The following is a 23,004-nucleotide window of genomic DNA, read 5'->3' on the forward strand; positions in this document are numbered from 1 at the left end:
ACGCCGACATCGCGGCCGCCGCGCTGCGCGAAGCCACCGAGGAGTCCGGCGTCGACGGGCTGCTGCTGGCGCCCGGGCTGGCGGCCGTGCACGTGCACCCGGTCACCTGCTCGCTGGGCAAGCCGACGCGGCACCTGGACCTGCAATTCGTCGCGCACGCCCCGGCCGGGGCGCGGATCGCGATCAGCGACGAGTCCGACGACCTGCGGTGGTGGCCCGCCGACGAGCTGCCGCCCGGCTCCGACGACGCCCTGAGATATTTGGTGGGCCGGGCCTGCCGAGCGTGAAACTGGCTTCACGTTCGGCGCCGAACGTGAAGCTAACCGCACGCTCGGCCCGCAGGGGCGACAACGAAACGAACTACACGTCGGACGAGTAGCGGATGCCGCCGTCGGGAATCGCCACGCCGGGCCACACCCGGGCGCCAGCAGCAGCCCGTCGACGCCGGACTCCTCGGTGGCTTCGCGCAGCGCGGCGGCCGCGATGTCGGCGTCGTCCTCGTCGCAGTGGCCGCCCAGCTGCACCCAGCGGCCGACGCGGGGGTGCAGGGTCAGCAACACCCGGCCGCCGCCGTCGTCGAGCACCAGGGCCGACGCGGTGACGTGGCCGGCCTCGCACTCGCGCCGGCAGGCGTCGTCGCGGCCGTACAGGAACGCCAGCACGGCGTGCCGCAGCGCATCCTGACTTGCGTCGGGCGCCCGCCAGTCGGTGAGCAGCCGGATCGCCGACTCCCGCACGCTCATCGGCGGATCAGCAGGCCGTCGGTGTCGGCCGGCGGCCGCGGGCCGGCCGGCTCGGCCGCGTAGCCGACGGCGATGGCGCCCAACGGCTCCCAGTCGGCCGGCAGCCCGAGCTCGGCGCGCACCAGGTCCGCGGCGAAGATCGTCGACCCGATCCAGCAGCTGCCCACCCCCCGCACGGCCAGCGCCACCAGCAGGGCCTGCACGGCCGCGCCCACCGCGACGGTGAACATGGTGTGCTCGGCGGCGGTGCGCGCGGCGTCGGGATAGTCGTGGGCGCCGTCGGGCACCAGCATCGGGATGACGACCTCGGGCGCGTCGTAGAGGATCTGGCCGCGCGCCAGCCGCCGCTCGACGGAATCGGCGGGCCGACCGTCGCCGGTCAGGTCGGCCCGCCACTTGTCCTTCATCCGGTCCAGCAGCCGGACGCGGGTGTCGAGGGTCTGCAGCCAGACGAACCGCACCGGACGGGTGTGGTGAGGGGCCGGCGCGGTGAGCGCCTCGGCGACGGCGGCCTGCACCAGCTCCGCGGGCACGGGCTCGGGGCTGAACCGCCGCACCGACCTGCGCATCAGCTGCGCCTGTTGGCGCCCCAGTTCCAGGGCCTCGGCCGTGCCCAGCCAGAACAGGTCGTCCTCGCCGGGGCGCAGCAGCTGCCGGGCGGTCGAGCCGTCGTCGGTCACGGCGTTCAGCCCGCGCACCACGGCCACCGGCATCGCGGTCAGCTTGCCCTTCACCAGGTCGGCGGCGGCGGCGACCTCGTCGGCGATGGCGATCTCCGTGACGAGCAGCTCGTTGCCGTGCTCGTCGACAGCGCCGGCGTACCCGTGCAGCACCGCCATGCCGGCCGCGCCCACCGCCAGGTCGATCTGCCCGTTGCGCCACGCGCGGCCCATGGTGTCGGTGATGACGACGGCGACGCGCACCCCGAGCCGCTCGCGCAGCCCGGCGCGCAGCCGGGCGGCGCTGGCGTCGGGGTCGACCGGCAGCAGGGCGAGCTCGTCGCGGTGGACGTTGGACCCGTCGACGCCCGCGGCGGCCTGCACCAGGCCGTTGCGGTTCTCGGTGATCAGGGTCTTGCCCTTGCGCGCCAGCACCCGCACGGCCTCGTCGTCGATCAGCCGGCGCCGCAGCCGGTCGCGCTCCTCGGGGTCGCGCGGGGCGGGCACCAGCCGGCCCTCGCACTTGGACACCACCTTGCTCGTGACCACGACGACGTCGCCGTCGCGCAGCCAGGGGGCGGCCGCGGCGACGGCGGCGTCCAGGTCGTCGCCGGGCCGGAACTCGGGCAGCCCGGCAACGGGCAGGATCTCGACGGCGGCCGCGCTGCCGTGTTCGCGGGCCGGCGCCGCGGCGGGGTCGGTCACGCCGCCACACCCGCGAGGTCCAGCCCGGCGCTGACCATCTTGGCCGTCGCCTCCGGGTCGGTCATCAACAGCGGCACCGCGCGCACCGCGACCCCGTCGATGTCGGCGCCGTCGCCGGCGTCGACCAGCCAGCAGTCCAGGATCCCGGTGCCGCGGCGCGCGCCGTAGTGCCGGCCGACGGCCTCGGCGGTGGACTCCACGCCGATCACCGAAAGGCAGGCATCGGCCATGCCGCGCAACGGTTTTCCGGCCACGATCGGCGAGTAGCCGACGACCGGGGCGCGCGCCGAGCGCAGCGCGCCGCGGATGCCGGGGATCGCCAGGATGGCGCCGACGCTGACCACCGGGTTCGACGGCGCCAGCATGATGACGTCGGCGTCGGCGATGGCGGTCAGCACTTCGGTTGTGGCCGCGGCCTTTTCGGCGCCGACGAAGGCGAAGCTGTGGGTGGGCACCTGGGCGCGGTAGCGCACCCACCACTCCTGGAAGTGGATGGCGCGCTGCTTGCCGTCGGCCGGATCGGTGATCACGACGTGCGTCTCGCAGCGGTCGTCGCTGGCCGGCAGCAGCCGCGCGCCGGGTTGCCAGCGGTCGCACAGCGCCGTGGTGATCTGCGACAGCGGATACCCGGCGCTGAGCATCTGGGTGCGCACCAGGTGCGTGCCCAGGTCGCGGTCGCCCAGCCCGAACCAGTCGGGCTGCACCCCGTAGCGCGCCAATTCCTCTTTGGCGTGCCAGGTTTCGTTGCGGTGACCCCACCCGCGCTCCGGGTCCACACCTCCACCTAAGGTGTACATGCAGGTGTCCAGATCCGGGCAGACCCGCACCCCGTGGATCCAGGCGTCATCGCCGACGTTGACGATCGCAGTCAGCTCGTGACTGCCGGAACCCGGGCCCGGACGCCGCTGCGTATGGAACTGACCCAGCCCGAGGAACTGCTGGACCCCCAGCAGGAAACGGGCGCCGCCGACCCCACCGACCAGAACCGTGACCTTCACGTTGCACGACAGTACCGCCCGACGACCGTGCGGTAGCGGTCCGCTGATCTCGACCTCAACGGAAGGTTATAGGTCTGTGATCGACACGCCGAAGACGGCAAACAACAGAAACGCCGAAATCTGATCACGAGATGGTATGGAAATGCGCCGTAACGCTTGACCTAGCAGGTCAACCCGTGTCTAATCACAACAGTGTCATTTCCCGGTTGGCCGGCCGATTCCGGTGTCGCAGACCGAGATTCGATCACTTGTTCGAATTGTCTGATACATCGGAAATAGTGGGCACCACTAACACTCTCACACTCATGTCGAGGAGGCGGACGACCGTTATGTCTTACGAACATCTTCGCGGCGCCATGGCGAGCACCCCGCACAGCATCATCGGCCCGGCGACGGACCGGCCCGCCAGGCCGCACCTGACCGTAGTCCCTGACGCCCCAATGGTTTTCGAGCCCGAGGTCGAAGAGGCCCCGGCCGCCGACCAGTGGCAGGACCGCGCGCTGTGCGCGCAGACCGACCCCGAGGCTTTCTTCCCGGAGAAGGGCGGCTCGACCCGCGAGGCGAAGAAGATCTGCCTCGGCTGCGAGGTGCGCCACGAATGCCTCGAGTACGCCCTCGAGCACGACGAGCGCTTCGGGATCTGGGGCGGTTTGTCCGAACGCGAGCGCCGGCGCCTCAAGCGCGGCATAATCTAACGCCGCGCCGGCGCCTTTAGCGCCACTTGACTATTCGTCGTCGATCGCCGGGTCGATGACCGTGGGCTCCACGTCGAGGTAGATCGCCACCTGGGCCACCAGTATCTCGTGCAGCAGATCGCCAAGTTCGACGGTGTCCTTGGCGCGCCGTTCAATCGGCTTGCGAAACAACACGATTCGCGCCCGCGTGGAATTGCCGCGGACGTCGACGCCCGCCGGGATCAGGCGGGCCAGCGGAATCGGTCCATCGGCGACCACCTCGGGCGGCCACTGCACGCTGTCGGGATCCTTCGCGGCGATCCGCGGGATCTCGTCGACCGCCACGTCCAGCTCCGCGAGCCGGTCCTGCCAATTCCGCTCGATGGGTTCGTAAGCCTCGAGCACCGCCATGTCGAACCGCTCGGCGCGGCTGCGCCATCCCGGCACCGTCGGCGGCAACAGCGGGCCGCGCATGTCGCGCCCGCGCCGGAAGGATCGGTGCGACGCAAAGCGGCGCCCGTCCGATGCGTCGGGGAACCGATCTCGTCGCGGGGAACTGCGCGAATCGCCCACGGGCCGATGGTAACGGTTGGACATCGGGCGTCGAGGAGTTGCGCGTGTCCGCCGCTTCGGCGGCGTTTCCGCACGATAGCCTTTCGCTCGTGAACGTTCCCCGTCGCTGCTGTCGGCCCGGGTGCCCGCACTACGCGGTGGCGACCCTGACGTTCGTCTATTCGGACTCGACGGCAGTTGTAGGTCCCCTCGCCACCGTGCGGGAACCGCATTCCTGGGACCTGTGTGTCAACCACGCCGGCCGAATCACCGCCCCGCGCGGGTGGGAGCTGGTGCGGCACGCGGGCCCCCTGCCGCTGCACCCCGACGAAGACGACCTCGTCGCCCTGGCGGACGCGGTCCGCGAGGGCGGTTCCGGCGAGCGCAGCGTGCCGTTCGGCGGCGCCGGCGCGGCCCGCAACGGCTCGACCGGCTACGACGGCTTCGCCGAGGCCCACATCCACCACACCGGAGCGCAAGCCACCGCGCCCAGCAGTGGACTGCTCGCAACGCCGGAGCACCGTTCGGGACGGCGCCGCGGACACTTGCGGGTATTGCCCGACCCCAGCGACTAACCCGTCGGCGCCGCCCGGCGCCCGCGCGCACCGCGGCGGCCGGTCGTCTCCGGCGGCCGATAGGCTGACGGCCAAGAGGCGAAGAATCGATGGCGTCAGGAGGCCCCCGCATGTCTCGGCCCGCCGCGACTGTGCACCGTGTCGTCAAGGCATACGACATCCGTGGGTTGGTCGGTGAAGAGATCGACGAACCGTTGGTCACCGACCTCGGCGCCGCATTCGCCAAGCTGATGCGCGCCGAGGGCGCCCGCCGGGTGGCGATCGGCCACGACATGCGCGACAGCTCACCCACCCTGGCCGCCGCGTTCGCCGCCGGCGTCACCAGCCAGGGCCTCGACGTGGTGCGCATCGGCCTGGCGTCCACCGACCAGCTGTACTTCGCCTCCGGGCTGCTGGACTGCCCGGGCGCCATGTTCACCGCCAGCCACAACCCCGCCGCCTACAACGGGATCAAGCTGTGTCGGGCCGCCGCGCTGCCCGTCGGCGCCGAAACCGGGCTGAGCGTCATCAAGGAGGACGTGCTCAACGGGATCCAGCGCCACGACGGCCCGGCCGGCACCGTCACCGATCGCGACGTGCTCGCCGACTACGGCCAGTTCCTGCGCTCGCTGGTCAACACCGCCGGGCTGCGACCGCTGCGGGTCGCCGTCGACGCCGGCAACGGGATGGCCGGGCTCACCACCCCCGCCGTGCTCGGTCCGCTCGAATCGATCACGCTGCTGCCGTTGTACTTCGAACTCGACGGCTCGTTCCCCAACCACGAGGCCAACCCGCTCGACCCGGCCAACCTGGTGGACCTGCAGAAGTTCGTGCGCGACACCGGCGCCGACATCGGGCTGGCCTTCGACGGCGACGCCGACCGCTGCTTCGTGGTCGACGAGCGCGGCACGCCCGTCGCGCCGTCGACGGTGACCGCCCTGGTCGCCGCCCGCGAGCTGCACCGCGAGATCGGCGCCACGATCATCCACAACGTGATCACCTCGCGCGCGGTGCCCGAGCTGGTCGCCGAGCGCGGCGGCACCCCGCTGCGCTCGCGGGTGGGCCACTCCTACATCAAGGCGATGATGGCCGACACCGGCGCCATCTTCGGCGGTGAACACTCGGCGCACTACTACTTCCGCGACTTCTGGGGTGCCGACTCCGGCATGCTGGCCGCGCTGTACGTGCTGGCCGCCCTCGGCGAGCAGGACCGGCCCCTGTCGGAGCTGACCGCGGACTACCAGCGCTACGAGTCGTCCGGCGAGATCAACTTCATGGTGCGCGACGCCGCCGAGTGCGTCGAGGCGGTGCTGAAGTGCTTCGGCACCCGCATCCACTCCCTCGACCACGTGGACGGCGTGACCGTGGACCTGGGCGACGGCAGCTGGTTCAACCTGCGCAGTTCGAACACCGAGCCGTTGCTGCGACTCAACGTGGAGGGGCGCACCACCGAGGCCGTCGACGAGGTGGTCGCCGCGGTCAGCGCCGAGATCGCCGGCGTGGCCGCGCGCACGGCCCGCGCGGAGGCCACCTCATGAGGCCCCCATCGTGAAGGCCGCCCGGTGAACGCCACGCACGCCGTCGATCTCGAGGACACCGAGGGCTTGCTCGGCGCCGACCGCGACGGGCTGCTGCGCGCCGCGGCGTCGGCTGGTGCGCAGGTGCGCGCGGTGCTCGCGGCGGTCGACGAGGGCGCGCTGGACCCGGTGCGCGCCGACGACCGGCCGCGCAGCGTGATCTGGCTGGCCAACCGCGGCACCGCCGAGACGGCCGGGGCCATCCTCGCCGCCACGCTCGGCGGGTCCGCCTCCCAGCCGTTCGTGCTGACCGGCGCGACGCCGCCGTGGCTGGGCCCGCTCGATCTGCTGATCGTGGCCGGGGACGACCCCGGTGACCCGGCGCTGGTCGCCGCCGCCACGGCCGGCGTGCGCCGCGGTGCCCGGGTCGTCGTGGTGGCCCCGTACGAGGGCCCGCTGCGCGACTCGACCGCAGGCCGGGCGGCCGTGCTAGCGCCGCGGCTGTGGCTGCCCGACGAGTTCGGGCTGTGCCGTTACCTGGCCGCCGGCCTGGCCGTCGTGCGCGCCGTGGATCCCCGGCCCAGCATCGGCCTCGACGGCCTGGCCGACGAGCTGGACGCCGAGGCGCTGCGCAACAGCGCCGGGCGCGAGCTGTTCACCAACCCGGCCAAGACGCTCGCCGCGCGGATGGTCGATCGCCGGGTGGTGCTCTCCGGCGACGACGCCGCCACCGTCGCCCTGGCCCGCCACGCCAGCTCGGTGCTGCTGCGCATCGCGCAGCAGGTGAGCGCGGCCACCCCGGTGGCCGACGCGGTGAGCGCGCTGCGCGGGGCGTTCGCGGACGCGTCGGCGTCGGTCGACGCCCTGTTCCACGACGACGAGATCGACGGCCCGCTGCCACCGCGGCTGCGGGTGCTGGCGCTGACCCTGGCCGCGGAGCGGACGGTCGCGGCCGCCCAGTACGCCGGGTTCGACGAGATCTACCTGATCACCGCCGAGGACGTGCCCGAAGCGCCCGGGGGCGTGGGCGGCTCGGACGGTCTGGTCGGGGCGGTGGCTCCGGGACGCGCGACGCCCCCGGAACAGCAGCTGGCAATATTGGCCGTTCGATTGGAGATGGCCGCGGTTTACCTGCGGCTGGCGCGGGGATAGACGACAACAGTGGAACTACTTCGCGGGGCCTTGCGCACCTACGCCTGGGGGTCGCGTACCGCCATCGCCGAGTTCACCGGCCGCCCGGTGCCGGCGGCGCACGCGGAGGCGGAGCTGTGGTTCGGCGCCCACCCGGGCGATCCCGCCTGGCTGGAATCCGACGACGGCGAGATGACGCTGCTCGATGCGCTGGTCGCCGATCCGGAAGGCCAGCTCGGCTCGGCGCCGCGCGCCCGGTTCGGGGACGTGCTCCCGTTCATGGTCAAGGTACTTGCCGCCGACGAGCCGCTGTCCCTGCAGGCCCATCCGAGCGCCCAGCAGGCCGCCGAGGGGTACCTGCGGGAGGAACGCCTCGGCATCCCGCTGAACTCGCCGGTGCGCAACTACCGCGATACCTCGCACAAACCGGAACTGCTGGTGGCGCTGCAGCCGTTCGAGGCGCTGGCCGGCTTCCGCCCGGCCAAGCGGACCGTCGAGCTGCTGCGCGCCTTGGCCGTCTCCGATCTGGACCCGTTCATCGCCCTGCTCAACGACCAGTCCGACGCCGACGGGCTGCGGGCGCTGTTCACCACCTGGATCACCGCGCCGCAGCCCGACATCGACGTGCTGGTGCCCGCGGTGCTCGACGGCGCGATCGCCTACCTGAGCTCGGGGGCGACGGAGTTCGCCGCGGAGGCCCGGACCGTGCTCGAGCTGGGGGAGCTCTATCCCGGGGACGCCGGGGTGCTGGCCGCGTTGCTGCTCAACCGCGTCAGCCTGGCGCCCGGCGAGGCGATCTTCCTGTCGGCCGGCAACCTGCACACCTACCTGCGCGGCTTCGCGGTGGAGGTGATGGCCAACTCCGACAACGTCCTGCGCGGCGGGCTGACCCCCAAACACGTCGACGTGCCCGAGCTGCTGCGGGTGCTCGACTTCGCGCCCAGCACCGAAGACCAGCTGCGGCCGCGGGTGCACACCGAGGGCTTCGGGTTGATCTACGAGACGCCGGCCGACGAGTTCGCCGTCGCGCTGCTGACGCTGGACGGCGAGTACCTCGGCCACGAGGTGGACGCCACCTGCCACCACGAGGGCCCGCAGATCCTGCTGTGCATCGAGGGCTGCACCACCGTGCACGGCAAGTCCGGCTCGGTCACGCTCCAGCGTGGGATGGCCGCCTGGGTGGCGGCCGACGACGCCCCGATCCGGCTGGTCGCGCACGAGCCGACGAAGCTGTTCAGGGCGACCGTCGGCCTCTGATCAGCCGCGTTGCTCCGCCGCGCCCGCGGTCGCCATGGGCCGACGCCGCTGTTTGACGGCCTGGCGGCGCTCACCCAACCACAGCCGCATGTTGTGCGCGATCGTGCGCCCGACCACCCGCGGCGGCGGGACCATGTACAGGCTGTCCAGCAGCGAGAACCGGCGCAGGAACCACTCGGCGAGGACGGGGTCGGTCTCGGCGGCCCCCAGGAACTGGTCGAACAGCGCGCCGGAGGGTCGCCACCACCAGGGGATGCGGCCCTTCCTGCCGGCGTGGTGGAAGGTGACGTCGCCGATGGCGTTCATGGTCCACACCGGGAACGTCGACTTCGCGGTGGCCCGGTGCAGCGTCGCGGCCAGCTCTTCATCGGGGCCGTGCAGCGCGCGGCGCAGGTGCCCGGCCTGCAGCGACGTCATCGTCATGCCCTGCCCGAACGTCGGGTTGAAGCTGGCGACCGCGTCACCGAGCGGGATGATGCCCGCCGGGAACCGGTCCAGCTTGTCGTAGCGGCGCCAGCGGCTGGCGGGGAATGCGTGAAACGCCGGCTCGCCCAGCGGCTCGGCGTGCGCCAACGCGGCGCTGAAGTGCGCCGGCAGCATCTCGTCGGCCAGCGCCACCATCTCGGGGAAGGTGCGCGGCGGCTTGGCGTTGGCCACCCCGAAGGTGGTGAGCACCCAGGTGCCGTCCTCGTAACACAGCATGCCCAGCCCCAGCGACTGGTCGTGCGAGGCGCCGGCCACCACCACCTTCTCGGCGATCAGGTTGTCCGGGATCCGGAACCGGTGCGTCGCGTAGTGGATGCCGATGTCCAGCACGTCCTCGTAGGGACGCTCGTAGCCCCACTGCTCCAGCCACACCGGCAGCCGGGTGCCGCGGCCGGCGGCGTCGACGACGAGGTCGGCGGGAACGAACTCGGGCTCGCCGCCGTCGGGCGCGAGCGGGTCCAGCTGCACGCCGGTGACGCGCTGACGCGCCCGGTCGAAACGGGGCTCGCTGACCGAGCGCCGCTCGATCGTGACGTTGTCGATGGCGCGGACCCGCGTGCGCAGCTGCCACTCCAGGTGCGGGCGGCTCGGCACGTAGGCGGTGAATTCGTCGCGCAGCGTGTGCCCGGTGCCCAGCACGTGCCCGGCGGCGCCGAGATGGATGCAATCCGGCCGGTTCTCCAGCATCGGGACGCCGTCGGCGACCATGCCCTCGAGCAGGCCGGGGAACAGGCTGTCGAACTCCATCGCGCCACGCGCCATCAACATGTGCAGGTGCCGGTCCTGGGGGACCGCCGCGCGGCTGCCGGGTTCGGTCGGCAGCTCGTCACGCTCGTAGATGGTCACCCGGGAAAACGCGTCGGAAAGTACGCGCGCGGCGCACAAACCGGCGATGCTGCCCCCAATGACAACCGCGTGACCCCTGCTGTCTGCTTTGCTGTCCAGCATTGGTGGAGAGTACCCAGTACTGTGCGGTCCAACGAGAATGCGTGGAAGGACGGGCCGATGGCCAATCGATGGCGCATGAAGTCTGTTGAACAGTCGATCGCCGACACCGACGAGCCGGCCACCAAGCTGCGCAAGGAACTCACCTGGCGGGATCTGGTGGTGTTCGGGGTCGCGGTGGTCATCGGGGCCGGCATCTTCACGGTGACCGCGTCGACCACCGGCGACATCACCGGGCCGGCAATCTGGATCTCGTTTTTGATCGCGGCGATCACCTGCGGGCTGGCGGCGCTGTGTTACGCCGAGTTCGCCTCCACGGTGCCGGTGGCCGGCAGCGCCTACACCTTCTCCTACGCCACCTTCGGGGAGTTTCTTGCCTGGATCATCGGGTGGAACCTGGTGCTGGAGTTGGCGATCGGCGCGGCGGTGGTGTCCAAGGGCTGGTCGAGCTACCTGGGCACGGTGTTCGGCTTCGCCGGCGGCACCACCCAGCTCGGGTCGGTGCAGTTCGACTGGGGGGCGCTGCTGATCGTCGCCGGCGTGGCGACGCTGATCGCGCTGGGCACCAAGTTGTCGTCGCGGTTTTCGGCGGTGATCACCGGGATCAAGGTGGCGGTGGTGCTGCTGGTCGTCATCGTCGGCGCCTTCTACATCAAGAGCTCGAACTATTCGCCCTTCATCCCGCAGCCCGAGGCCGGGCACGAGGCGTCCGGCATCAACCAGTCGGTGCTGTCGCTGCTGACCGGGGCGCACAGCAGCCACTACGGCTGGTACGGCGTGCTGGCGGGGGCGTCGATCGTGTTCTTCGCGTTCGTCGGGTTCGACATCGTCGCCACCATGGCCGAGGAGACCCGCAATCCGCAGCGCGACGTCCCGCGCGGCATCCTGGCCTCGCTGGCGATCGTCACGGTCCTCTACGTCATGGTCTCGGTGGTGTTGTCGGGCATGGTGTCCTACACCCAGCTCAAGACCATGCCGGGCCACAAGCCGGCGAACCTGGCCACGGCGTTCACGGCCAACGGCATCCACTGGGCCAGCAAGATCATCGCGATCGGGGCGCTGGCCGGGCTGACGACGGTGGTGATGGTGTTGATGCTCGGACAGTGCCGGGTGCTGTTCGCGATGGCCCGCGACGGGCTGCTGCCCCGCCCGCTGGCCAAGACGGGCCCCCGCGGGACGCCGGTGCGCATCACCGTGCTGGTGGCGATTGTGGTGGCCGCGACGGCCTCGGTGTTTCCCATCGCCAAGCTCGAGGAGATGGTCAACGTCGGGACGCTGTTCGCCTTCGTGCTGGTTTCGGCCGGGGTGATCGCCCTGCGCCGGTCGCGGCCGGACCTGGACCGCGGGTTCCGGGCGCCGTGGGTGCCGGTCCTGCCGGTAGCCGCGATCCTTGGATGCATCTGGCTGATGATCAACCTGACCGCGCTCACCTGGGTCCGGTTCGCGGTGTGGCTGGTGGTGGGCGCCGTGATCTACGCCGGTTACGGCTACCGGCACTCCGTGCAGGGCCGCCGGGACGCGGGCGACCCGGAACCGGACGCCCCCCGGGCCGGGTCGCCTTCCACGGTGCCCTAACCCGCTTTACAAAACGGCGCCCTTTGTCTAGACAGAGGACGCCTAGGGCAGTATTGTCAACTTCCTAGCGTGCTGTGACTCACAAGGAGGTTTGGCATATGACCGCTGTCGACCCGCAGTTCGACACCCACCCCGAGGCCCCCGCCTGGCGGGACAAGAAGCGCCGGCTCTGGCTGATGGGCCTGATCGCGCCGACGGCGCTGTTCGTGATGCTGCCCCTGGTCTGGGCCCTCAACCGGCTCGGCTGGCACGCCGCCGCGCAGGTGCCGATGTGGATCGGCCCGATCCTGGTCTACCTGGTGCTGCCGATCCTGGACCTGCGGTTCGGCGCCGACGGGCAGAACCCGCCCGACGAGGTGATGGAGCAACTCGAAAACGACAGGTACTACCGGTACTGCACCTACGTCTACATCCCGTTCCAGTACCTGAGCGTCGTCCTGGGCGCCTACCTGTTCACCGCCTCGAACCTGCACTGGCTGGGCTTCGACGGCGGGCTGGGCTGGGCGGGCAAGCTGGGCCTGGCCCTGTCGGTCGGCGTGCTGGGCGGCGTCGGCATCAACACCGCCCACGAGATGGGGCACAAGAAGGACTCGCTGGAGCGCTGGCTGTCCAAGATCACCCTGGCGCAGACCTGCTACGGCCACTTCTACATCGAGCACAACCGCGGCCACCACGTCCGCGTCGCCACCCCGGAAGACCCGGCGTCCGCCCGCTTCGGGGAGACGTTCTGGGAGTTCCTGCCGCGCAGCGTCGTCGGCAGCCTGCGCTCGGCGCTGCGGCTGGAGGCCCAGCGCATCCGCCGGCAGGGCGCCAGCCCGTGGCACCCCAAGACCTACCTGGCCAACGACGTGCTGAACGCCTGGCTGATGTCCGTCGTGCTGTGGGGCGCGCTGATCGCGGTGTTCGGCCCGGGCCTGATCCCGTTCGTCGTCATCCAGGCCGTGTTCGGCTTCAGCCTGCTGGAGGCGGTCAACTACCTGGAGCACTACGGGTTGTTGCGGCAGCGCACCGCGAACGGCCGCTACGAACGGTGCACCCCGGTGCACAGCTGGAATTCCGACCACGTGGTCACCAACCTGTTCCTGTACCACCTGCAGCGGCACAGCGACCACCACGCCAACCCGACCCGGCGCTACCAGACGCTGCGCAGCATGGACGGTGCTCCCAACCTGCCCAGCGGCTATGCCTCGATGATCTCGCTGACCTACCTGCCGCCCCTGTGGCGCAAGGTGATGGACCACCGGGTCCTCGAGCACTATGACGGCGACATCACCCGCGTGAACATCCAGCCGCGGCTGCGCGAGCGGGTGCTGGCGCGCTACGGCGCGTGAGCGGCACCGGCGAGAGCGAAGGAGTGAACCGATGAGCGACTACAAACTGTTCGTCTGCGTGCAGTGCGGATTCGAGTACGACGAGGCCAAGGGCTGGCCGGAGGACGGCATCGCCCCCGGCACCCGCTGGGACGATATCCCCGACGACTGGAGCTGCCCGGACTGCGGCGCGGCCAAGTCCGACTTCGAGATGGTCGAGATCGCGCGCCCGTGACCCACGTGGCGGCGGCGCGCAGCCGGCGCGAAAGCACTACTCTCGCGGCTGTGAAGCGGATGCCCTACGCCGAGGCGTCGCGAGCCCTGCTGCGCGACTCGGTGCTGGACGCGATGCGGGAGCTGCTGCTCAGCCGGGACTGGTCCGCGATCACGCTGTCAGATGTGGCCCGCGCCGCGGGCATCAGCCGGCAGACCATCTACAACGAGTTCGGCTCGCGGCAGGGCCTGGCGCAGGGTTACGCCCTGCGCCTGGCCGACCGGCTCGTCGAGGCGGTGCAGGCGGCGCTGCAGGCCAACGTCGGCAAGCTCTACGAGGCGTTCCTGCAGGGCTTCCGCGACCTGTTCTCGGAATTGTCGGCGGACCCGCTGGTGGTCTCGTTGCTGACCGGCGTGGCCAAGCCGGACCTGCTGCAGATCATCACCACCGACAGCGCGCCCATCATCACCCGGGCCTCGGAACGGCTGACGGCGGTGCTCACCCACAGCTGGGTGGCCGCCAGCGACGAGGACGCGGGCGTGCTGGCCCGCGCGATCGTGCGGCTGGCGCTGAGCTACGTGTCGATGCCACCCGAGGCCAGCCACGACGTCGCGGCCGACCTGGCCCGGCTGATGACGCCGTTCGCCGAGCGGCACGGCGTCATCAACGTTCCGTGAGCTTCCCTGCGCCTGGGCGCCCGCGGACCCGCGACTACAGTGGCACAAGAACATACCTAAGCTAATTACCGGTTGGATCCGGCGAGCCTGAAAAGGGATGACATACGTATGACGACGACCGAAAACGCCCTCACCGCCGACGTGCGGAACGGCATCGACTTCAAGGTGGCCGACCTGTCGCTGGCCGACTACGGCCGCCGGGACATCGAGCTGTCGGAGCAGGAGATGCCCGGCCTGATGTCGCTGCGCCGCGAGTACCACGACGTGCAGCCGCTCAAGGGCGCGCGCATCTCGGGCTCGCTGCACATGACCGTGCAGACCGCGGTCCTGATCGAGACCCTCGTCGCGCTGGGCGCGCAGGTCCGCTGGGCGTCCTGCAACATCTTCTCCACCCAGGACCACGCCGCCGCCGCGGTGGTCGTCGGCCCGCACGGCACGCCCGAAGAGCCCAAGGGTGTCCCGGTGTTCGCCTGGAAGGGTGAGACCCTCGAGGAGTACTGGTGGGCCGCCGAGCAGATCCTCACCTGGCCCGACGAGCCGGCCAACATGATCCTGGACGACGGCGGCGACGCCACCATGCTGGTGCTGCGCGGCGCGCAGTACGAGAAGGCCGGCGTGGTGCCGCCCGACGACGAGGACGACTCGGCCGAGCACCGGGTGTTCCTCAACCTGCTGCGCAAGCGCTTCGAGACCGACAAGGAGAAGTGGACCAAGATCTCCGCGTCGATCAAGGGCGTCTCCGAGGAGACCACCACCGGCGTGCTGCGCCTGTACCAGTTCGCCGCGGCCGGTGACCTGGCTTTCCCGGCGATCAACGTCAACGACTCGGTGACCAAGAGCAAGTTCGACAACAAGTACGGCTGCCGGCACTCGCTGATCGACGGCATCAACCGCGGCACCGACGTGCTGATCGGCGGCAAGAAGGTGCTGATCTGCGGCTACGGCGACGTCGGCAAGGGCTCCGCGGAGTCGGTGGCCGGCCAGGGTGCGCGGGTCACCGTCACCGAGATCGACCCGATCAACGCCCTGCAGGCGCTAATGGAGGGCTTCGATGTCAAGCGGGTGGAGGACGTCATCGGCGAGGCCGACATCGTCGTCACCACCACCGGTAACAAGGACATCATCACCCTCGAGCACATGCGGGCGATGAAGGACAAGGCGATCCTGGGCAACATCGGCCACTTCGACAACGAGATCCAGGTCGCGCGGCTGGAGAAGTCGGGCGCGACCAAGGTCAACATCCGCCCGCAGGTCGACCTGTGGACGTTCCCGGACACCGGCAAGTCGATCATCCTGCTCTCCGAGGGCCGGCTGCTGAACCTGGGCAACGCGACGGGCCACCCGTCGTTCGTGATGAGCAACAGCTTCTCCAACCAGGTCATCGCGCAGATCGAGCTGTGGACCAAGAACGACGAGTACGACAACGAGGTCTACCGGCTGCCCAAGCACCTGGACGAGAAGGTGGCCCGCATCCACGTCGAGGCGCTCGGCGGGGAGCTGACCAAGCTCACCAAGGAGCAGGCGGAGTACATCGGCGTCGACGTCGACGGCCCCTACAAGCCGGACCACTACCGCTACTGATTCACGCGTCTCGCCGCCGAACGTGAAGTTAGCTTCACGTTCGGCGGCGAGCGTGAAGGCAGCTTCACGTTCGAAGGACCGCTAGGCTTTCCGCCGTGCTCATCGCGATCGAAGGCGTGGACGGCTCGGGCAAGCGGACGCTGACCGAGGGCCTGCGCCGGGCCTTGGAACAGGCCGGGCGCTCGGTGGCCACGCTGGCGTTCCCGCGCTACGGGCACTCGGTGCCCGCCGACGTGGCGGCCGAGGCGCTGCGCGGGGAGCACGGCGACCTCGCGTCGTCGGTCTACGCCATGGCGCTGCTGTTCGCGCTCGACCGCGCCGCCGCCCTCGGCGACCTCGAGCGGCTGCGCCGCCAGCACGACGTCGTCATCCTCGACCGCTACGTCGCGTCCAACGCCGCCTACAGCGCCGCCCGCCTGCACGAGGACGCGGGCGGGGCCGCGGCGACCTGGGTGCTGGCGCTCGAATACCAGCGGCTGCGGCTGCCGGCCCCCGACTGGCAGGTGTTGCTGGCGGTGCCGGCCGAGCTGGCCGACCGGCGCGCCCGCAGCCGCGCGGCGACCGAACCGGGCCGCGAGCGCGACAGCTACGAGCGCGACGACGGGCTGCAGCGGCGCACCGGGGCGGTGTACGCACAGCTGGCCGCGGCGGGTTGGGGCGGGCCCTGGCGGGTCGTCGACGCCGACGTCGACGCCGCCCGGCTGGCCGCGGAGTTGGCGGCCGCGTCGGCCGCTTCGTCGGCCACTCAGTCGGCCACTCCGTCCGCCATTCCGTCAGCACCGAATGGCCCCGATTAGCAGTTTTCCGTCGATTTGTCCGATTTTTACGGCGATCGGCCGAGAAACGCCCGTGTGGCGCGCCAGTTTTGTCCCGGTTCGGTGACACCATGGACGCCATGAGGCAAAGGATTCTCGTCGTCGACGACGACGCTTCGCTGGCCGAGATGCTCACCATCGTGCTTCGTGGGGAGGGTTTCGACACCGCGGTCATCGGTGACGGCACCCAAGCCCTGACCGCGGTGCGCGAGCTGCGCCCCGATCTGGTGCTGTTGGACCTGATGCTGCCGGGCATGAACGGCATCGACGTGTGCCGGGTGCTGCGCGCCGATTCCGGCGTGCCGATCGTGATGCTCACCGCCAAGACCGACACCGTGGACGTGGTGCTGGGCCTGGAGTCGGGCGCGGACGACTACATCATGAAGCCGTTCAAGCCCAAGGAGCTGGTCGCCCGCGTGCGCGCCCGGCTGCGCCGCAACGACGACGAGCCGGCCGAGATGCTGTCCATCGCCGACGTCGAGATCGACGTGCCGGCCCACAAGGTCACGCGCAACGGCGAGCAGATCTCCCTGACCCCGCTCGAGTTCGACCTTCTGGTCGCGTTGGCGCGTAAACCGCGGCAGGTGTTTACTCGTGATGTGCTGCTCGAACAGGTGTGGGGGTACCGGCACCCGGCGGACACCCGCCTGGTCAACGTGCACGTCCAGCGTCTGCGGGCCAAGGTCGAGAAGGACCCCGAAAACCCGACCGTGGTGTTGACCGTTCGAGGAGTGGGATACAAGGCCGGACCCCCGTGATCCGCCCCGCAGGTACTGAGCGGGCGCCACTCGTTGGTGGAGGACGGCGTCGTTGATCTGGGGCTCGCGACAACGCACTCGTAGTCGCTGGGGCCGTTCGGGACCCTTGTCGCGGGGCATGGGCGCGTTGAGCCGGGCTGTCAGCCTCGCCTGGCGCCGATCGCTACAGCTGCGCGTCGTGGCGCTCACCCTAGGGCTGTCCCTGGCCGTCATCCTCGCGCTCGGCTTCGTGCTGACCAGCCAGGTCACCAACCGGGTGCTCGACGTCAAGGTGAAGGCCGCCATCGAGCAGATCGAGCGGGCCCGCACCACCGTCGCGGGCATCGTCAACGGCGAAGAGGCGCGCTCGCTGGATAGCAGCCTGCAGCTCGCCCGCAACACGCTGACCTCCAAGACCGAGCCCTCGTCGGGCGCCGGGCTGGCCGGGGCGTTCGACGCGGTCCTGATGGTGCCCGGCGACGGCCCCCGCGCGGCGACGACCGCCGGCCCCGTCGACCAGGTGCCGAACTCGCTGCGCGGCTTCGTCAAGGCGGGCCAGGCGTCCTACCAGTACGCGACCGTGCACACCGACGGGTTCTCCGGGCCGGCGCTCATCGTCGGGAGCCCGGCGTCGTCGCAGGTGGCCAACCTGGAGCTGTACCTGATCTTCCCGCTGAAGAACGAGCAGGCCACCATCCAGCTGGTGCGCGGCACCATGATCACCGGCGGCGCCGTGCTGCTGGTGCTGCTGGCCGGCATCGCGCTGCTGGTCTCGCGGCAGGTGGTGGTGCCGGTGCGGTCCGCGTCGCGGATCGCCGAACGGTTCGCCGAGGGGCACCTGTCCGAGCGGATGCCGGTGCGCGGTGAGGACGACATGGCCCGCCTGGCGGTGTCGTTCAACGACATGGCCGAGAGCCTGTCGCGCCAGATCACCCAGCTCGAGGAGTTCGGCAACCTGCAGCGCCGGTTTACCTCCGACGTCAGCCACGAGCTGCGCACCCCGCTGACGACGGTGCGCATGGCCGCCGATCTGATCTACGACCACAGCGAGGACCTGGACCCGACGCTGCGGCGCTCCACCGAGCTGATGGTCAACGAGCTGGACCGCTTCGAGTCGCTGCTCAACGACCTGCTCGAGATCTCCCGGCACGACGCGGGCGTGGCCGAGCTGTCGGTCGAGGCGGTGGACCTGCGCACCACCGTGCAGGGCGCGCTGGACAACGTCGGGCACCTGGCCGAGGACGCCGGCATCGAGCTGCTGGTGGACCTGCCGCGCGAGGAGGTCATCGCCGAGGTCGACACCCGCCGCGTCGAGCGCATCCTGCGCAACCTGATCGCCAACGCGATCGACCACGCCGAGCACAAGCCCGTGCAGATCCGGATGGGCGCCGACGAGGACACCGTCGCCGTCACCGTCCGCGACTACGGGGTCGGCCTGCGGCCCGGCGAGGAGAAGCTGGTGTTCAGCCGGTTCTGGCGGGCGGACCCGTCGCGGGTGCGCCGCTCCGGTGGCACCGGGCTGGGCCTGGCCATCAGCATCGAAGACGCGCGGCTCCACCAGGGCCGGCTCGAGGCGTGGGGTGAACCGGGCGACGGCTCGTGCTTCCGGCTCACCCTGCCGCTGGTGCGGGGCCACAAGGTGACGACCAGCCCGCTGCCCATGAAGCCCGTCCCGCAGCCGGCCGGGGCCGAACGCAAGGACCGCCCGCTGCGCCAGCGTGAGCACGCCGAGAGGGGCGTGTGATGCGCCGCCTGCTGGGCCTGCTGCTGATCGCGGCGCTGCTCGCCGGCTGCGCGGGGGTGCCCAGCTCGTCGGCGCCGCAAGCCATCGGCACCGTCGACCGGCCGGCGCCGTCGAACCTGCCCAAGCCGACGCCGGGCATGGATCCCGACGTGCTGCTGCGCGAATTCCTCAAGGCGACGGCCGATCCGGCCAACCGGCATCTGGCGGCCCGGCAGTTCCTCACGCAGTCGGCGTCCAACGCCTGGGACGACGCCGGTAGCGCCCTGCTGATCGACCACGTGGTGTTCGTCGAAACCCGTGCCGCCGAACGGGTTTCGGCGACCATGCGGGCCGACATCCTGGGCTCGCTGTCCGACATGGGCGTGTTCGAAACCGCCGAGGGCGTGCTGCCCGACCCGGGGCCCATCGAGCTGGTGAAGACCTCGGGTGGCTGGCGCATCGACCGGCTGCCCAACGGCGTCTTCCTGGACTGGCAGCAGTTCCAGTCGACCTACAAGCGCAACACCCTGTACTTCGCCGACCCGACCGGCAAGACCGTGGCGCCCGATCCCCGCTACGTCGCGGTGCCCGACCACGACGCGCTGGCCACCGAGCTGATCTCCAAGCTCATCGCCGGGCCGCGGCCCGAGATGGCTCACACCGTGCGCAACCTGCTCGCCCCGCCGCTGCGGCTGCGCGGGCCGGTGACCCGCGCCGACGGCGGCAAGAACGGGATCGGGCGCGGCTACGGCGGCGCCCGCGTCGAACTCGAGAAGCTGTCCACCACCGATCCGCACAGCAGGCAATTGCTGGCCGCGCAGATCATCTGGACGCTGGCGCGCGCCGACATCCGCGGGCCCTACGTCATCAACGCCGACGGCGCGCCGCTGGACGACCGGTTCCGCGACGGGTGGACCACCTCCGACGTCGCCGCCACCGACCCCGGCGTGGCCGACGGGGCCGGCGTCCCGCTGCACGCGCTGGTGAACGGATCGCTGGTCTCCCTGGACGGGCAGCGCTTCACCATGGTGCCCGGCGCCTTCGGCCGGATGGGCGACCAGACCGGGGCCGCCCTATCGCGCAACGGCCGCCAGCTCGCTTCGGTGGTGACCCTGCACCGCGGCGCCCCCGACTCGGCGGCGTCGCTGTGGATCGGCGACGTCGGCGCCGAGGCGGTGCAATCCGCCGACGGGCACAGCCTCTCGCGGCCCACCTGGTCGCTCGACGACGTGGTGTGGGTGGTGGTGGACGGCAACAACGTGCTGCGCGCCATCCAGGAGCCGGCGTCGGGGCAACCGGCCCGCATCCCGGTGGATTCGGTGGCCGTCGCGACGCGCTTCCCCGGCCCGATCACCGATCTGCAGCTATCCCGCGACAGCACCCGCGCGGCGATGGTGATCGGCGGCCAGGTGATCTTGGCCAGCGTGGAGCAGACCCAGGCCGGGCAGTTCGCCCTGACCTATCCGCGGCGGCTCGGCTTCGGGCTCGGCAATTCGGTGGTGTCGCTGTCGTGGCGCACCGGCGACGACATCGTCGTCACCCGCACCGACCCCGCGCACCCGGTGTCGTACGTGAACATCGACGGGGTGAACTCCGACGCGCCGGCCCACGGTTTGCAGATGCCCGTGACGACGGTGGTCGCCAACCCGTCGACCGCGTATGTGGCGGCGCCGCAGGGGATTCTGCAGTATTCGCCGTCGGCAGACGGCCAGCAGGGCTGGTCGGATGTGCCCGGCCTGATGTTGCCCGGGGCGGCGCCGGTCCTGCCGGGATAGGCGCCGCGTCGTCCACGACCGCTTGGGGTGTCGCGTGGGATGCGTTGTGCACCACCTGGGAGCCGACGCAATCTGGTGTGAGTCGAAGTTGATATCCGCGCTACCGGCGGTAATCTTCGCGTAATTCACCAAACTTACTGTCGGGGAAGCACTTTGGTGCCGCACCAGGTGTTCGTTCACCGACGATGTCTTGCCTTCGGCAGGCCTTGGCTCTCACCGCGGTGCGGGTAACGCCACCGATGTAGCCCACTGCCGCAGCGTAATTCGTCCTCAGCGCGCTTTGAGACGGAGATGACTTTGACGACTCGCACGGACGTACTGACCGAAACGGATGCACCGCGCCCGCGGACCTGGTCGCAGTCCCGTTGGGTGCAGCTCGGCCTGGGCCTGGTCTGCATGATGACGATCTCCAGCCCGCAGTACGTGTGGACGCTGATGACCAAGCCGCTCGCCGACAAGCTCGGCGTCGCCCTGCCCGCCTTGCAGGTGACCTTCTCCCTGCTCGTGGTCCTGCAAGCCTTCTTCTCGCCGTTCCAGGGCGCGCTCATCGACCGCTTCGGGCCGCGCCGGTTGATCTCGATCGGCACGCTGCTGGCGGGGGCGAGCTGGGTGCTGGCTGCCCAGGCGCACAACCTGCCGGCGCTCTACCTCACCTATGGCGGTATCGGCGGCCTCGGCACGGGCATCGTCTACGTCGGCGTCGTCGGGCTGATGGTCCGCTGGTTCCCCGATCGGCGCGGCTTCGCCGTCGGCGTGGTCGCGGCCGGCTACGGCATGGGCGCCATCCTGACCACCTTCCCGATTGCGTCGTCGCTCGCCGCGCGCGGCGTGCAGTCGACCCTGTGGCTGTTCGGCATCGTGTTCGCCGTCGTCGGATTCGGTGCTGCACAAGGGTTGCACGCGCCCGCCGAGGAACTCCGGGTGACGACCGCCCCGACGCCCGTCACGGCGCGCGACTACCGGCCGTCGGAGATGCTTCGGCGGCCGCTGTTCTGGTTGCTGTTCGTCATGATGACGATGATGGCCACCTCGGGGCTGATGGTGACCTCGCAGATGGCGACGTTTGCGACGGATTTCGGTGCCGCCAAGGTCGCCGTGTTCGGGCTCGCGGCCCTGCCGCTCGCCTTGACGATCGACCGCTTCACCAACGGCCTGACGCGACCGCTGTTCGGCTGGGTCTCCGACCGATTGGGCCGGGAGAACACCATGGGCCTCGCCTTCGCGCTGGAGGGCGTCGCCATGACCCTGTGGTTGCTCACCCGCTCGGACGCCACGCTGTTCGTGCTGCTCTCGGGGCTGGTCTTCTTCGGCTGGGGCGAGATCTTCTCGCTGTTCCCGTCGACCCTGACCGACACCTTCGGCACGCGGCACGCGACGGCCAACTACGGCTGGCTCTACATCTCGTTCGGAGTCGGTTCGATCCTGGGCGGCCCGCTCGCCGCGTTGCTGCACCAACGAGCGGGCAGCTGGGTCCCCGTGTTCGGGTGCGCGATCGCGTTCGACCTGGCGACGGCGGCGCTGGCGGTGGTGGTCCTCAAGCCGGCGCGGGCGCGGTTCGTCGACGGCCACGCACAGTGCGCGCCGGCGGTCGCCGCGGCGTAGGCGCGCGACTCGTCGGGGCCTGTCAGCCCCGGCGGTCACACTGGCGGCATGTTGGACCTGTTCCTGCCGCTGGAGTGCGGTGGCTGCGGCGCGCCGTCGGTGCGCTGGTGTGTCGCGTGCGGGCGCGAGCTGGCCGTGGCCGCCGACCAGCCGCACGTGGTGCGGCCGCGCGTCGACCCGGGCGTGCCGGTGTTCGCGCTCGGTCGCTATGCCAACGCCCGGCGCCAGGCGATCCTGGCGCTCAAGGAGCACGGCCGCGGCGACCTCGTCGCCCCGCTGGCGCGGTCGCTGGCCCTCGGCGTGCACCGGCTGGTGTCGTGGGGCATGGTGGAAACGCCGCTGACCCTGGTACCCGCGCCGACCCGACGCGCCGCGGCCCGCCGACGCGGGGGCGACCCGGTCACCCGGCTGGCCCGCGCGGCGGTCGCCGGCCACCCGCGGATCGCGGTCGCCGCGGCGCTGCGGACCCGGGCGCTCACCCGCGACTCGGTGGGCCTGGGCACCGCGGCCCGCGAACGCAACGTCACCGGCCGGGTGGTGCTGCACGGGCGGCCGCCGGGCACCGAGGTGCTGATCGTCGACGACATCGTCACCACCGGCACGACCGCCCGCGAGTCGGTGCGGGTGCTGCGCGCCGCGGGCGCCCGGGTCGCCGCGGTGCTGGCCATCGCCGCCGCCTGACCACCGAACCCGTGCGGCCGCCAAGAGCATGTGAAGAACTCGCAACAGCTCGAAGAAATTAGTGGCATGGGCAGGCGAACAAGAGCTAACGTC

General features: G+C 70.9%; 21 protein-coding genes and 1 pseudogene. 17 read left to right on the forward strand and 5 right to left on the reverse strand.

Annotation, left to right across the window (positions count from 1 at the left end; genetic code table 11):
• Positions 1 to 287 (forward strand): NUDIX domain-containing protein (locus A5700_RS14990; protein WP_197504135.1); only part of this gene is annotated, 287 nt, incomplete at its 5' end.
• A gap of 159 nt (positions 288 to 446) precedes the next feature.
• On the opposite strand, the pseudogene A5700_RS25410 reads toward A5700_RS14990, so the two are convergent.
• From A5700_RS25410 to cofD, 3 genes and pseudogenes are all read right to left on the reverse strand, one after another.
• Positions 447 to 743 (reverse strand): annotated as a pseudogene (locus A5700_RS25410) (NUDIX domain-containing protein); the annotation flags it as partial.
• The gene (locus A5700_RS15000) at positions 740 to 2,107 is read right to left on the reverse strand and encodes a coenzyme F420-0:L-glutamate ligase (RefSeq protein ID WP_068072785.1); all 1,368 of its coding nucleotides are present in this window, start codon (positions 2,105 to 2,107) and stop codon (positions 740 to 742) included. The pseudogene A5700_RS25410 and the gene A5700_RS15000, both read right to left, overlap by 4 nt.
• Positions 2,104 to 3,105, reverse strand: a complete 1,002-nt coding sequence (cofD, locus tag A5700_RS15005; protein WP_068072790.1) for a 2-phospho-L-lactate transferase — start codon at positions 3,103 to 3,105, stop codon at positions 2,104 to 2,106. The genes A5700_RS15000 and cofD overlap by 4 nt, the downstream gene beginning before the upstream one ends.
• Before the next feature lie 356 nt (positions 3,106 to 3,461).
• On the opposite strand from cofD, the gene A5700_RS15010 reads away from it, so the two are divergent.
• Positions 3,462 to 3,800, forward strand: coding sequence for a WhiB family transcriptional regulator (locus A5700_RS15010; protein ID WP_068072849.1), 339 nt, complete (start codon positions 3,462 to 3,464; stop codon positions 3,798 to 3,800).
• Between the two features lie 30 nt (positions 3,801 to 3,830).
• Here the strand turns inward: A5700_RS15010 and A5700_RS15015 are convergent, their stop codons facing one another.
• Positions 3,831 to 4,253 (reverse strand): metallopeptidase family protein, encoded by a 423-nt coding sequence (locus A5700_RS15015; RefSeq protein WP_068072795.1) that lies wholly within the window; start codon positions 4,251 to 4,253, stop codon positions 3,831 to 3,833.
• A 188-nt stretch (positions 4,254 to 4,441) separates the two neighbouring features.
• Here A5700_RS15015 and A5700_RS15020 point away from each other — a divergent pair, with 188 nt between their 5' ends.
• The 4 genes from A5700_RS15020 (at position 4,442) to manA (ending at position 8,790) form a co-directional block, all read left to right on the forward strand.
• Entirely contained in the window at positions 4,442 to 4,906 is a 465-nt protein-coding gene (locus A5700_RS15020; RefSeq protein WP_197502902.1) for a DUF3499 domain-containing protein, read from the forward strand.
• A gap of 110 nt (positions 4,907 to 5,016) precedes the next feature.
• Complete coding sequence (locus A5700_RS15025) at positions 5,017 to 6,423, forward strand: phosphomannomutase/phosphoglucomutase (RefSeq protein ID WP_068072799.1); 1,407 nt, start codon at positions 5,017 to 5,019, stop codon at positions 6,421 to 6,423.
• Positions 6,424 to 6,447: 24 nt separating this feature from the next.
• Positions 6,448 to 7,554, forward strand: coding sequence for a TobH protein (locus tag A5700_RS15030; RefSeq protein ID WP_068072802.1), 1,107 nt, complete (start codon positions 6,448 to 6,450; stop codon positions 7,552 to 7,554).
• 9 nt (positions 7,555 to 7,563) lie between these two features.
• Positions 7,564 to 8,790 (forward strand): mannose-6-phosphate isomerase, class I, encoded by a 1,227-nt coding sequence (gene manA, locus A5700_RS15035; protein WP_068072806.1) that lies wholly within the window; start codon positions 7,564 to 7,566, stop codon positions 8,788 to 8,790.
• Here the strand turns inward: manA and A5700_RS15040 are convergent, their stop codons facing one another.
• Positions 8,791 to 10,224 carry an NAD(P)/FAD-dependent oxidoreductase gene (locus tag A5700_RS15040; protein WP_068072808.1) on the reverse strand — a complete coding sequence of 478 codons (1,434 nt, stop codon included), beginning with the start codon at positions 10,222 to 10,224 and terminating at the stop codon, positions 8,791 to 8,793. It abuts the gene before it with no gap.
• 57 nt (positions 10,225 to 10,281) lie between these two features.
• Between A5700_RS15040 and A5700_RS15045 the strand changes: the two genes are divergently transcribed.
• The 11 genes from A5700_RS15045 (at position 10,282) to A5700_RS15095 (ending at position 22,911) form a co-directional block, all read left to right on the forward strand.
• Entirely contained in the window at positions 10,282 to 11,796 is a 1,515-nt protein-coding gene (locus tag A5700_RS15045; RefSeq protein WP_068072851.1) for an APC family permease, read from the forward strand.
• A 98-nt stretch (positions 11,797 to 11,894) separates the two neighbouring features.
• Complete coding sequence (locus A5700_RS15050; protein WP_068072810.1) at positions 11,895 to 13,127, forward strand: alkane 1-monooxygenase; 1,233 nt, start codon at positions 11,895 to 11,897, stop codon at positions 13,125 to 13,127.
• 31 nt (positions 13,128 to 13,158) lie between these two features.
• Positions 13,159 to 13,341: a rubredoxin gene (locus tag A5700_RS15055; protein WP_068072812.1), complete on the forward strand. Its 183-nt coding sequence runs from the start codon at positions 13,159 to 13,161 to the stop codon at positions 13,339 to 13,341.
• Positions 13,342 to 13,400: 59 nt separating this feature from the next.
• Positions 13,401 to 13,997 (forward strand): TetR family transcriptional regulator, encoded by a 597-nt coding sequence (locus tag A5700_RS15060; protein WP_082959725.1) that lies wholly within the window; start codon positions 13,401 to 13,403, stop codon positions 13,995 to 13,997.
• Between the two features lie 108 nt (positions 13,998 to 14,105).
• Entirely contained in the window at positions 14,106 to 15,578 is a 1,473-nt protein-coding gene (gene ahcY / locus A5700_RS15065) for an adenosylhomocysteinase (RefSeq protein WP_068072816.1), read from the forward strand.
• 95 nt (positions 15,579 to 15,673) lie between these two features.
• Positions 15,674 to 16,375, forward strand: a complete 702-nt coding sequence (locus tag A5700_RS15070; RefSeq protein WP_068072818.1) for a dTMP kinase — start codon at positions 15,674 to 15,676, stop codon at positions 16,373 to 16,375.
• A gap of 89 nt (positions 16,376 to 16,464) precedes the next feature.
• A complete protein-coding gene (gene mtrA, locus A5700_RS15075) occupies positions 16,465 to 17,151 on the forward strand; it encodes a two-component system response regulator MtrA (RefSeq protein WP_067925378.1) in 687 nt (228 codons plus the stop codon).
• 52 nt (positions 17,152 to 17,203) lie between these two features.
• The gene (mtrB, locus tag A5700_RS15080; protein WP_082960615.1) at positions 17,204 to 18,874 is read left to right on the forward strand and encodes an MtrAB system histidine kinase MtrB; all 1,671 of its coding nucleotides are present in this window, start codon (positions 17,204 to 17,206) and stop codon (positions 18,872 to 18,874) included.
• Entirely contained in the window at positions 18,874 to 20,628 is a 1,755-nt protein-coding gene (gene lpqB / locus A5700_RS15085; protein ID WP_156671233.1) for an MtrAB system accessory lipoprotein LpqB, read from the forward strand. Before mtrB ends, lpqB begins: the two co-directional genes overlap by 1 nt.
• 297 nt (positions 20,629 to 20,925) lie before the next feature.
• Positions 20,926 to 22,230 (forward strand): oxalate/formate MFS antiporter, encoded by a 1,305-nt coding sequence (gene oxlT / locus A5700_RS15090; RefSeq protein WP_197502903.1) that lies wholly within the window; start codon positions 20,926 to 20,928, stop codon positions 22,228 to 22,230.
• A 48-nt stretch (positions 22,231 to 22,278) separates the two neighbouring features.
• Positions 22,279 to 22,911, forward strand: a complete 633-nt coding sequence (locus tag A5700_RS15095; RefSeq protein ID WP_068072824.1) for a ComF family protein — start codon at positions 22,279 to 22,281, stop codon at positions 22,909 to 22,911.
• Positions 22,912 to 23,004 lie beyond the last annotated feature (93 nt).

It is taken from the genome of Mycobacterium sp. E1214 (assembly GCF_001666755.1).
Taxonomy (GTDB): Bacteria; Actinomycetota; Actinomycetes; order Mycobacteriales; family Mycobacteriaceae; genus Mycobacterium.

Bases quoted from the DNA above. Each gene is read 5' to 3' on its own strand.
- A5700_RS15010 (WP_068072849.1), top strand. From the start codon at position 3,462: ATGGCGAGCACCCCGCACAGCATCATCGGCCCGGCGACGGACCGGCCC.
- A5700_RS15015 (WP_068072795.1), bottom strand. From the start codon at position 4,253: ATGCGCGGCCCGCTGTTGCCGCCGACGGTGCCGGGATGGCGCAGCCGC.
- A5700_RS15025 (WP_068072799.1), top strand. From the start codon at position 5,017: ATGTCTCGGCCCGCCGCGACTGTGCACCGTGTCGTCAAGGCATACGAC.
- A5700_RS15040 (WP_068072808.1), bottom strand. From the start codon at position 10,224: ATGCTGGACAGCAAAGCAGACAGCAGGGGTCACGCGGTTGTCATTGGG.
- A5700_RS15045 (WP_068072851.1), top strand. From the start codon at position 10,282: ATGGCCAATCGATGGCGCATGAAGTCTGTTGAACAGTCGATCGCCGAC.
- A5700_RS15050 (WP_068072810.1), top strand. From the start codon at position 11,895: ATGACCGCTGTCGACCCGCAGTTCGACACCCACCCCGAGGCCCCCGCC.
- A5700_RS15055 (WP_068072812.1), top strand. From the start codon at position 13,159: ATGAGCGACTACAAACTGTTCGTCTGCGTGCAGTGCGGATTCGAGTAC.
- A5700_RS15060 (WP_082959725.1), top strand. From the start codon at position 13,401: ATGCCCTACGCCGAGGCGTCGCGAGCCCTGCTGCGCGACTCGGTGCTG.
- ahcY (WP_068072816.1), top strand. From the start codon at position 14,106: ATGACGACGACCGAAAACGCCCTCACCGCCGACGTGCGGAACGGCATC.
- mtrA (WP_067925378.1), top strand. From the start codon at position 16,465: ATGGACGCCATGAGGCAAAGGATTCTCGTCGTCGACGACGACGCTTCG.
- lpqB (WP_156671233.1), top strand. From the start codon at position 18,874: ATGCGCCGCCTGCTGGGCCTGCTGCTGATCGCGGCGCTGCTCGCCGGC.
- A5700_RS15095 (WP_068072824.1), top strand. From the start codon at position 22,279: ATGTTGGACCTGTTCCTGCCGCTGGAGTGCGGTGGCTGCGGCGCGCCG.